This is a genomic window from Streptomyces anandii JCM 4720, from assembly GCF_014650655.1.
Classification (GTDB): Bacteria; Actinomycetota; Actinomycetes; order Streptomycetales; family Streptomycetaceae; genus Streptomyces; species Streptomyces anandii.
The window spans coordinates 1-9,833 of record NZ_BMVJ01000002.1 but is presented as its reverse complement, the minus strand read 5'-3'; the positions used below and the strand labels follow the sequence as shown (position 1 = coordinate 9,833).

Annotated in this window: 11 protein-coding genes; 2 read left to right on the top strand and 9 right to left on the bottom strand. The window is 71.3% G+C overall.

Annotated features, from left to right (window positions below; genetic code table 11):
• Positions 1–354, top strand: a 354-nt coding sequence (locus tag IE249_RS35985; protein ID WP_229857376.1) for a sigma-70 family RNA polymerase sigma factor, incomplete at its 5' end; no start/stop codon positions are given.
• A 255-nt stretch (positions 355–609) separates the two neighbouring features.
• On the top strand, positions 610–1,902 hold the full coding sequence (locus IE249_RS03140; RefSeq protein ID WP_189703236.1) for a DUF5667 domain-containing protein: 1,293 nt from the start codon (positions 610–612) through the stop codon (positions 1,900–1,902).
• Between the two features lie 69 nt (positions 1,903–1,971).
• Here the strand turns inward: IE249_RS03140 and IE249_RS03135 are convergent, their stop codons facing one another.
• From IE249_RS03135 to IE249_RS03095, 9 genes are all read right to left on the bottom strand, one after another.
• The gene (locus IE249_RS03135; RefSeq protein WP_189703235.1) at positions 1,972–3,078 is read right to left on the bottom strand and encodes a lysophospholipid acyltransferase family protein; all 1,107 of its coding nucleotides are present in this window, start codon (positions 3,076–3,078) and stop codon (positions 1,972–1,974) included.
• A gap of 14 nt (positions 3,079–3,092) precedes the next feature.
• Positions 3,093–4,154 (bottom strand): NAD-dependent epimerase/dehydratase family protein, encoded by a 1,062-nt coding sequence (locus IE249_RS03130; protein WP_189703234.1) that lies wholly within the window; start codon positions 4,152–4,154, stop codon positions 3,093–3,095.
• Positions 4,155–4,377: 223 nt separating this feature from the next.
• Positions 4,378–4,476, bottom strand: a complete 99-nt coding sequence (locus IE249_RS03125) for a 30S ribosomal protein bS22 (RefSeq protein WP_003948845.1) — start codon at positions 4,474–4,476, stop codon at positions 4,378–4,380.
• A gap of 112 nt (positions 4,477–4,588) precedes the next feature.
• Positions 4,589–4,801, bottom strand: coding sequence for a helix-turn-helix domain-containing protein (locus tag IE249_RS03120; protein WP_004984898.1), 213 nt, complete (start codon positions 4,799–4,801; stop codon positions 4,589–4,591).
• A gap of 129 nt (positions 4,802–4,930) precedes the next feature.
• Positions 4,931–5,746 carry a phosphatase gene (locus IE249_RS03115; RefSeq protein ID WP_189703233.1) on the bottom strand — a complete coding sequence of 272 codons (816 nt, stop codon included), beginning with the start codon at positions 5,744–5,746 and terminating at the stop codon, positions 4,931–4,933.
• A gap of 133 nt (positions 5,747–5,879) precedes the next feature.
• On the bottom strand, positions 5,880–7,052 hold the full coding sequence (locus tag IE249_RS03110; protein ID WP_189703232.1) for an acetoin utilization protein AcuC: 1,173 nt from the start codon (positions 7,050–7,052) through the stop codon (positions 5,880–5,882).
• Entirely contained in the window at positions 7,003–8,235 is a 1,233-nt protein-coding gene (locus tag IE249_RS03105; protein WP_189703231.1) for an MFS transporter, read from the bottom strand. The genes IE249_RS03110 and IE249_RS03105 overlap by 50 nt, the downstream gene beginning before the upstream one ends.
• A gap of 66 nt (positions 8,236–8,301) precedes the next feature.
• Complete coding sequence (locus tag IE249_RS03100; RefSeq protein ID WP_189703230.1) at positions 8,302–8,982, bottom strand: VC0807 family protein; 681 nt, start codon at positions 8,980–8,982, stop codon at positions 8,302–8,304.
• A 105-nt stretch (positions 8,983–9,087) separates the two neighbouring features.
• Positions 9,088–9,732 carry an HAD family hydrolase gene (locus tag IE249_RS03095; protein WP_189703229.1) on the bottom strand — a complete coding sequence of 215 codons (645 nt, stop codon included), beginning with the start codon at positions 9,730–9,732 and terminating at the stop codon, positions 9,088–9,090.
• Positions 9,733–9,833: the final 101 nt, after the last annotated feature.

Genomic DNA, 9,833 nt, shown 5'->3' with positions numbered 1-9,833 from the left:
CAGGGCCGCGACTTCGGCGCCTGGCTGGTCACCATCGCCCGCAACCTGGTCGCCGACCACTTCAAGTCCAGCCGCTTCCGCCTGGAGGTCACCACCGGCGAGATGCTCGACGCCAACGAGGTCGAGCGCTCCCCGGAGGACTCCGTCCTGGAGCACCTGTCGAACGCCGCGCTGCTCGACGCCGTACGGCGGCTCAACCCCCAGCAGCAGGAGTGCGTGACCCTCCGCTTCCTCCAGGGGCTCTCGGTCGCCGAGACCGCCAGGGTGATGGGCAAGAACGAGGGAGCGATCAAGACCCTCCAGTACCGGGCCGTGCGCACCCTCGCCCGGCTCCTGCCGGAGGACGCCCGCTGAACCGGCGGGGCCCGGCCGGGCGCCGACCACCCAGGGCGATCCTCAACTCACGTTGTGTCGCGGTGCGTTGACTTCTTCATCCGATGCCCGTCCGTCCGTAACCCAAGTGCCGAGCCGCTCGTTGTGCGGGATACAGGCTCCCTGTGGTCACGCCCTGGCCAATCCTGATCACTCGATCGTGTGGACCCGGCGCGGGACGTGCAACCCTCAGGATCCCTGGGGAGTCGACCGTCATGACGAGAGGAGGTGCCGCCAGTGATCGCGAACGTATCGGCGCACCGGCGGGCGAACGCCTTCGCCCAGGCCCTGGAGGAGCTGTCCGACCGGGGCACGGCGGCCGAGCAGTCCGAAGGACCGGCACCGGCCGCGGCCGCTGCGGAAGAGACCGAGCGGGGCCGTCTGCTGGCCCTCGCGACCGGTCTCGGTACGCTGCCCCGGCCGGAGCTGGACCCCGAGGTCAAGGTCGTCCAGCGGGCCCGCCTGGTGGCCGCGATGGAGGCCATGCTGCAGGAGGGCTCGGGCGAGGCTACGGACCCTTCGGTGCCCGTTCAGAAGAGGGGGAGCGAAGCGACCTCCTTGGAAGGGCGGTGGCGGGAGACGGGCGGGCGATCGCATCGAGGCAAGGGGGCCCATCGGGCGAGCGGTCTGGGGAAACTGCGGCCGCGTACGCGACTGACCAAGGGCCTTGCCGCGGGCGGGCTCAGCGTCGGAGTGGCCGCGAGTGCCTTCGGCGGCGTGGCCGCCGCCAGCTCGGACGCCCTCCCCGGTGACACGCTGTACGGCCTCAAGCGCGGCATCGAGGACTTCCGGCTCAACTACCTGACCGACGGCGCCGACGAGCAGGGCCAGGCCTATCTCGACCTGGCCTCGACCCGGCTCAACGAGGCCCGCCGGCTGATGGACCGTGGTCGCGGCGGCCACCTCGACCACGAGTCGCTCAGCGAGATCCGCCGCACCCTGTCCGGCATGCAGCACGACGCCTCCGAGGGCCACCGCCTGCTCCATGAGGCGTACGAGCGCGACCCCGGCTCCCTGGGCCCCATCCAGGCCCTCTCCTCGTTCTCGCGGGCCCACCGCGAGGCCTGGGGCCACCTGCGCCAGAAGCTGCCCGCCCAGCTCGGGGACGTCAGCAACCAGGTCTCGTCGGTGTTCGACGCCATAGACCAGGAGGTCGCCCCGCTCCAGTCGCTGCTCCCCCAGCCCACGGCCCCGGGCGGCGGCGCGGGCAAGCGGCACGGCACGGGTCCGTCGTCGTCCGCCGGCTCCACCGCCTCCGGCGAGTCGACCCGGCCCAGCGCGGGCGGCGGCTCCGCCTCCGGCGGCGCTCACACGTCCACCGGCAGCCCCAGCAAGTCGGTGGGCTCGGGCAGCGAGGGCGGGGGGCTGATCGGCGGCACCACCGGCGGACTGCTCGACCCGCCCAACTCCAGCGCCAGTGCCTCGCCGTCCGCGACCAAGTCGCCCTCGGGCAACCCGGACGTCACCATCCCGCCCCTCCTGCCGGGCCTGCTGCCGGGCCTCGGCATCAACGGGGAGGACGCGAAGTAGGGCATACGGCGACGGGGTCGCCGCTCCCGCTCAGGGCGGGAGCGGCGACCCCGTCGCCGTCCGGACCGTTCAGAAGAAGACCGACCTGCGCTGCACCAGCAGCTTGTAGAGCGTGTGCTGGATCTGCTCGCGGACCTGGTCGGTCAGGTTGAACATCAGCATGGGGTCCTCGGCCGCCTCCGGCGGGTAGCCGTCCGTGGGGATCGGCTCGCCGAACTGGATGGTCCACTTCGTCGGCAGCGGGATCGCGCCCAGCGGGCCGAGCCACGGGAAGGTGGGCGTCAGCGGGAAGTACGGGAAGCCGAGCAGCCGCGCGAGCGTCTTGGCGTTGCCGATCATCGGGTAGATCTCCTCGGCCCCGACGATCGAGCAGGGGATGATCGGCGCCCCCTGCCGCAGCGCCGTGGAGACGAAGCCGCCCCGGCCGAAGCGCTGCAGCTTGTAGCGCTCGCTGAAAGGTTTCCCGATGCCCTTGAAGCCCTCGGGCATCACTCCGACCAGCTCGCCCTGTTCCAGCAGCCGTTCGGCGTCCTCGGCGCAGGCCAGGGTGTGCCCGAGCTTGCGGGCGAGCTCGTTGACCACCGGCAGCACGAACACGAGGTCCGCGGCGAGCAGACGCAGGTGGCGTCCGGCCGGATGGTTGTCGTGCACGGCGACCTGCATCATCAGGCCGTCCAGCGGCAGCGTGCCCGAGTGGTTGGCGACGATCAGCGCACCGCCCTTGGCGGGGATGTTCTCGACGCCCTTCACCTCGACCCGGAAGTACTTCTCGTACACCGGCCGCAGCAGCGACATCAGGACTTGGTCGGTGAGCTCGGCGTCGTAACCGAAGTCGTCGACCTCGTAGTTGCCGGTGAGCCGGCGGCGCAGGAAGGACAGGCCGCTCGCGATGCGCCGCTCCAGACCGCCGTCGCCCTCGTGCGCCTCACGGGCCTCACGCGGCTCCCGCGGTCCCTGCGTCCCCCGCGCGGGGGACGGCCGCTCCTCGGAGCTCTCACCGGTCACAGGGACATCATCCTGCGCGTCCGCCCTGCTGGGCAGGGGCTGGACCTCGCGGACCACCGCGGGCTCGCCGCCGGAGCGCCGGCTCCCCGCGCTCCGGCGCCGCGCCGGCCGCTGCGCACCGCCGCCGCGGGACCGGTCGTCGTCGAACGGAATGACCTTGGCGTCCGCCATCGTTGCTGCGCTCCTCAGTTGGCGCTCTGCGTCGGGGGGTTGCCGCCGGCCCGCCGGGCCAGCGCCGCGATCCGGTCGACGGCCCCCGCAAGGGCCTCCGGCGGCAGCAGGCCGGGGCCGCGGCTGCGGACGAAGTCCGCGAACGTCTGTGCGGTCGTGTACTTGGGGACGAAGCCCAGCGTCTCGCGCATCTGGTCCGTTGCCACGACCCGGCCGTGGGTCAGCAGCCGGATCTGCTCGGGTGAGAAGTCCGTCATGCCCAGGGTACGCACCAGGGAGCCCGCCCAGGTGACGGCGGGCAGCAGCAGCGGAACCGTGGGCCGCCCCAGCCGTCGCGAGCACTGCGACAGCAGCAGCGCGCCGTCCCCGGCGATGTTGAAGGTGCCGCTGTTGAGCGTGCCGCGTCGCGCCTCGTGGGCGGCGAGCCGCAGTACCTCGATCACGTCGTCCTCGTGCACGAACTGCAGCCGGGGGTCGTAGCCGAACACGGTCGGCAGGACGGGCAGCGAGAAGTACGCGGCCAGCGGGGTGTCCGCCGAGGGCCCGAGGATGTTGGCGAAGCGCAGCACGCACACGGCCACGTCGGGCCGGCGCCGCGCGAAGCCGCGCACATAGCCCTCGACCTCGACGGTGTCCTTGGCGAACCCGCCGCTGGGCAGGGACTTGGCCGGGGTGGTCTCCGTGAACACGGCCGGATCGCGGGGCGCGGAGCCGTAGACGTTGGTGCTGGACTTCACCACCAGCCGTTTGACGCTCGGCGACTTCTGGCAGGCGCCGAGCAGTTGCATGGTGCCGATGACGTTCGTCTCCTTGACCGTGGCCCGGCTGCCACTGCCCAGCGGGGTGCCGGTCACGTCCATGTGGACCACGGTGTCGGCGGAGGTCTCGGCGAGCACGCGCGCGATGCCGGCCTGCCGGATGTCCGCCTGGACGAAGTCCGCGCCGCCGAGATGGTGCTCGGGCGGCACCGCGTCCACGGCGACGACCCGGTCGACCTGAGGGTCACGCTGGATGCGCCGCACGAACCGGCCCGCGAGATGGCGGGCCACTCCGGTCACGAGCACGACCTGTCCCAAGATCAGCGCCTTCCTTCCCGCACCTGGTTGTCCCGCTACCTGGCCTACCACCGCGTTCCCCCGTGCGGCCAACCTATCGGTTCGCTGTTGCGCTGTGATGACCGCTCGCTGCACCAAGTGACGAAATCCGTCACCGTACATGCGCGTGGCCCCCCACCCTGTGCGGTGGGGGGCCACGGACACGCTTTCGCGTTGTCGCGCTACCTCGTAGCGACCGGCGTCACTACTTCTTGTTGCGACGCTGGACGCGGGTGCGCTTGAGCAGCTTGCGGTGCTTCTTCTTGGCCATCCGCTTGCGCCGCTTCTTGATAACAGAGCCCACGACTACCCTCGCTCACTTCTCATCACTCGGTGTTTGGGCGCCATGGGCCCACACGACCTACGAGGGGCTAGCCTACCCGCCCGAGTGCTGAGGTCGTAAATCGAGGTCGCCGTCAGGCGGTTTCCACCCCCACGTAGCTCTCGCGGAGGTATTCGTGAACCGCTTGCTCCGGGACACGGAACGACCGCCCGACCCGGATCGCGGGCAGATGACCGCTGTGCACCAGCCGGTACACGGTCATCTTCGACACTCGCATCACCGAGGCGACCTCCGCCACGGTAAGGAACTGAACCTCGTTCAGAGGCCTCTCGCCAGCTGCAGCCATGACACACCTGCACCTTCCGCACTCGACGGCCACCGGCTTCCCCTTCCGGTGACTCTTCGTCGCTGCGTGCTCACTCCCCAGACTAGGGGCGGGTGATGCGAGTGGGGAAGAGGTGCACCCATCGGCGGCCTACTGTGACAGACACGCTCGATTGAGTACGTAGCGGATGAGCGGGCGGTAGTAGGCGGCCCGTACGGCGTCATCAAGTGGAACGACCACCGACACGCGCCCCTCCGCCTGGCCGACGAAGGGCGCGGGGTCGTCCGTGTCGGCCAGGCCGATGGCCTCGAACCCCAGCTGACCTGCTCCGCAGACCCAGCCGTGATCTCCGATCACCAGCTTCGGCAGCGGTTCTCCGGCGTCGGCGGCCGCGTCCAGCGCCACCCGAACCGGGAGCGGTGAATGCGTGTGTGCGCCGGGCTCACAACCGGGGCGTTCGGGGCCGGCGGGCCTCACCAGCGCGACTCCCCGTACGTAGGCGAGGTTGTGCGTGCGTAGACCGAACCGGGTCAATATGTCGACACAGCGACCCTGCGCCGGGGTGAGGACGGCACATCCCGCCGCCGACAGCGCGTCCGCCAGCGCGGCGTAGAAACCGAGCAGCCGGTGCGGGTGGCCGGTGCCGAAGAGTACCGGCTCGCCCTGCCGGGCCGCCGCTCCCAGCCGCTCCGCGAACGCCTCCAGGGCGGCCACCGTCAGCTCCGGGTCGATCACGTCCTGGCCGGACGTATGCCCAGGATCGGCCGAAACACCACACTTCCTGGCCATGAGCTCGATCAGATCCCGCTGTCTCCAGGGCCCTTCGGGGTCAATACCGATCAGTGCCCGGGGGTCCCGCGCCGCGAACAGCCGGTAGCTGCGCAGGCTCACCTCCCGCGTGGTCGCCACGGGACCGGCCAGCCCGGCGGCCAGGAGATGGGCGCGCAGAGCGCCGGTGCTCACCACGCAAGCGATGGTGACCGACACCGGCCCGCGAGGTCCCCGGAACCGGGGAAGACCGCACGGTCGGCGTAACGGCGGTGCCTGCGAAGGGGCGAGGGGCGGGCGGGACGGCGGTGCCCGGCCTACGGCACCGGGTCTACGGCAGCAGTCCGCGCAGCGGGAACGCCGCCCGCCGGGTCGCCCGGATGGCCTGGTCCAGCCGGTCGGCAGGGTCGTACCCCGCCTCCCAGTCCGCCCAGGACACCGGCCACCGGCCGTCCGTCATCCGCATCGGAGCCAACTGCCTTGTGCGCGCGTACACTTCCTGCCGCCAGCTCTCCGGGATCACCGTCTCCGGCTCCACCGGACGCCCCGCCGCGATCCCCACCAGATGCGTCCACGACCGCGGTACGACCTCCACCACCGCGTATCCCCCGCCGCCCAGCGCGACCCACCGGCCCCCGGCGTACTCGTGCGCCAGGTCGTGACAGGCGACCTGCACCGCCCGCTGCGCGTCCAGCGACACCGCGAGGTGCGCGAGCGGGTCCTCGAAGTGCGTGTCCGCGCCGTGCTGGGTGACCAGCACCTGCGGCCGGAAGTCGGCGATCAGCTCCGGCACCACCGCATGGAACGCCCGCAGCCACCCCGAGTCCCCGGTGCCGGCCGGCAGCGCCACGTTCACCGCCGAGCCCTCCGCCGACTCCGCCCCCGTCTCCTCCGGCCAGCCCGTCTGCGGGAACAGGGTTCGCGGGTGTTCGTGCAGCGAGACCGTCAGAACCCGCGGGTCCTCCCAGAAGGCCGCCTGCACGCCGTCCCCGTGATGCACGTCCACGTCGACGTACGCGACCCGCTCCGCACCCAGCTCGAGCAGCCGCGCGATCGCCAGCGCCGCGTCGTTGTAGACGCAGAAGCCGGACGCGCAGCCCGGCATCGCGTGGTGCAGCCCGCCCGCGAAGTTCACCGCGTGCAGCGCGTCCCCCCGCCACACCGCCTCCGCCGCGCCCACCGACTGGCCCGCGATCAGCGCGGAGACCTCGTGCATCCCGGCGAAGGCCGGATCGTCCAGCGTCCCCAGCCCGTACGACCCGTCGGCCGAGCCCGGATCCGCGGACGCCGCCTTCACCGCGTCGATGTAGTCCTCACGGTGGACCAGCCGCAGTGTGGACTCCCCGGCCGGCTTGGCCGTCACCAGGTGCGCCTCCCGGTCCAGCCCGAGGGCGGCGACCAGTTTCCGGGTCAGGGCGAGGCGGACGGGATCCATCGGATGGTCCCGCCCGAAGTCATAGCCCGTTACTGCCTCGTCCCACATCAGCTGTGCGCGGCCGCTCATGCCCGCCACCGTATCGGTCCGCCCGCGGCGCGAACGACCTGGCGTACACCAACGTCACCAGCACCAACGCCATCGGCACCAGCATCGCCCCGCGGTAGCTCCAGGCGTCGCCGAGCGCGCCCACCAGCGGCGAGCCGATCAGGAAACCCACGTAGTTGAAGATGTTGAGCCTGGCGATCGCCGCGTCCGACGCACCCGGGAACAGCCGCCCGGCGGCCGCGAAGGTCTGCGGCACCAGCACGCACAGGCCCAGCCCCAGCAGGGTGAACCCGAGCATGCCCACCCAGGCCCCCGGGGCGACGGCCACCACCGCGAACCCGAGTGCCGCGACCAGCGCCCCGAGCCGCACCACCGCCACGGCCCCGAACCGCCGCACCCCGAAGTCCCCGATGGCCCGCCCCAGCAGGGTCGTGACCATGTAGACGTTGTACGGCACCGTCGCCAGCTGCTCGGAGCTGCCCAGCGTGTCCTGGAGGTACTTGGCGCTCCAGTTGGAGACGGTCGAGTCCCCGATGTAGGCGAACGTCATCACCAGGCAGAGCGGGAGCAACATCCGGAAGACGAGGGCACCGCCGACGGCGGACCCGTCCGCGGTGCCTACGGTTCCACCGGGTACGGCGCCGCGGTCGTCGTCGACGTACCACCGGCTGCCGACCAGGGCCGCCGGCAGCAGCACCGCCACCACCGGCAGGTACGACACCCACAGCGCCAGGTGCCAGTGCGCCCCCACCCAGGCCAGGGAGGCGCCCACGATCCCGCCCAGGCTGTAGGCGGCGTGGAAACTGAGCATGATGCTGCGGCCGTACGTCCGCTGGAGGCTCACCCCGAGCATGTTCATCGAGGCGTCCAGCGCGCCGACCGCGAGCCCGAACGCGGCCAGCGCGACGGCCAGTTCGGCCATCTGGCCGCCGGCGCCCACGCCGAGCAGGGCCAGCAGGACCACCGGCTGGGACCAGCGCAGCAGACGGCTGGGCCGGACCCGCTTCACCAGCTGCTCGGTGGTCACGCTGCCCACCCCGGCGAGGATCGGCACGGCCGCCAGGAAGGCCGGCAGCAGCGCGTCCGAGACACCGTAGCGGTCCTGGATGGCCGGGATGCGCGTCACGAGGAGCGCGAAGGTGGCGCCCTGCGCGAAGAAGCTGAACGCCAGCGAGGCCCTGCCGCGCCGCAGCACATCTGTCATGGCGGCGAGCGTAGGGCCCCTGGCTACCTGTGGGTAGATCCGGCCAAAGATGAATTTGGCTCAGCTTTACGCGTGGGCCAGGGCGGGGATCCCCGCGGTGCTCTCGGAGCCCTTGGCCTCGGCGATCACCATGTGGGCCATCGGGCCAGCGGCGAGCGCCCCGCTCAGGAAGAACCCGAGCACCATCGCGGCCGCCATGATCACGGTCCCGAGCCACACCATGGTGTCCACGGGCAGCGTGTACGCGCCCACGACCCGCACCAGGCACTCGGCGAGCAGCACCGCACCCCACACCAGCGAGAAGATCCTCTCCGCCCGCCGGAAGTGCGCCGAGCCGGACGCCAGCCGCGCCCAGGCCGCCTCACGTCCCGCGTCGCCCTTGACCACCCAGGGCTTCATGGCCGCGGTCATCATCGGCCTGCCCAGCGCCACGGACACCAGGATGCCGATGCCGATCGCGCTGCTGACCCCGCTGTCCTTGGCGAGCATCAGCCGCGGGTCGCCGGAGACCAGGCTGAGCAGCAGCCCGACCACGTTGACGAACAGGATGAGGGCCGCGAGCCCGTTCACGGTGCGCTCCTTGACCGCGCCCCAGGCGGTCCGCAGGGCCGGCACCACGCTGCTCCAGCCGAGGGCCGCGAGCGTGCTCATCCCGAAACCGTTCTTGAGCAGGTAGTACCCGCCGACCGGCACCGCAACGTCCACCAGGAGGGGGGCGAGGTTCGCGCGCTTCGTGTTCGTCGTCATGCGTTCAGCTTCGCGGAACGGGGGGTGCCGGCAGTAGAAACGATCGTCCGGAGCTCCGCATGACAAATGTCAGTGCCGCGTGAGTGGCGCCGGTCATGACGGCCCTCATACCAGCAGGTCGGCCAACTCGCCCATGTCGGAGAACAGTTGGGTGGCGCCGGTGAGGCGCTCGGCCGGTGTCATCGCAGTGAACCCGTAGACGTCCATCCCGGCCGCCACGGCGGCCCGCACACCGAGCGGGGAGTCCTCGACGACGACGCACCGCTCGGGCCGCACCCCCATGTGCTCGGCCGCGTACAGGAAGAGGTCCGGCGCCGGCTTGCCGCGCCCCACGTCCTGCGAGCTGAAGACACGCTCGTCGTCGAACCACCGGTCGAGCCCGGTGGTCCGGTGTCCCACCCGGATCCGCTCGTGGCTCCCCGAGGAGGCGACGCAGTACGGCGTCCCGTCCGCCGTCAGCTTCTCCAGTACGTCCGTGACGCCGGCCACCGGCTTCAAGTCCCGTTCGAAGGCCGCGAAGACGCGGGAGTGGAAGACGTCGTCGAAGTCGTCCGGCAGCCGCTTGCCCGTGCGCTCGAGGACCAGGTCGTGCACCCGGTGCATCGCCGACCCCATGTAGTCGCGGATGGAGTCCTCGTAGGAGGTGGGGTGTCCCAGCTCGGTCAGATGGGCGGCGAGGAGCCGGTTGGAGATCGGCTCGCTGTCGACGAGGACGCCGTCGTTGTCGAAGATGACGAGGTCGTAGCGCATGTGTACGAGCTTAGACGGAGGCACAACGCAGAAAACCCCGCACCGTGAGGTGCGGGGTTTTCTTCAATATTTGTTCGGCGGTGTCCTACTCTCCCACAGGG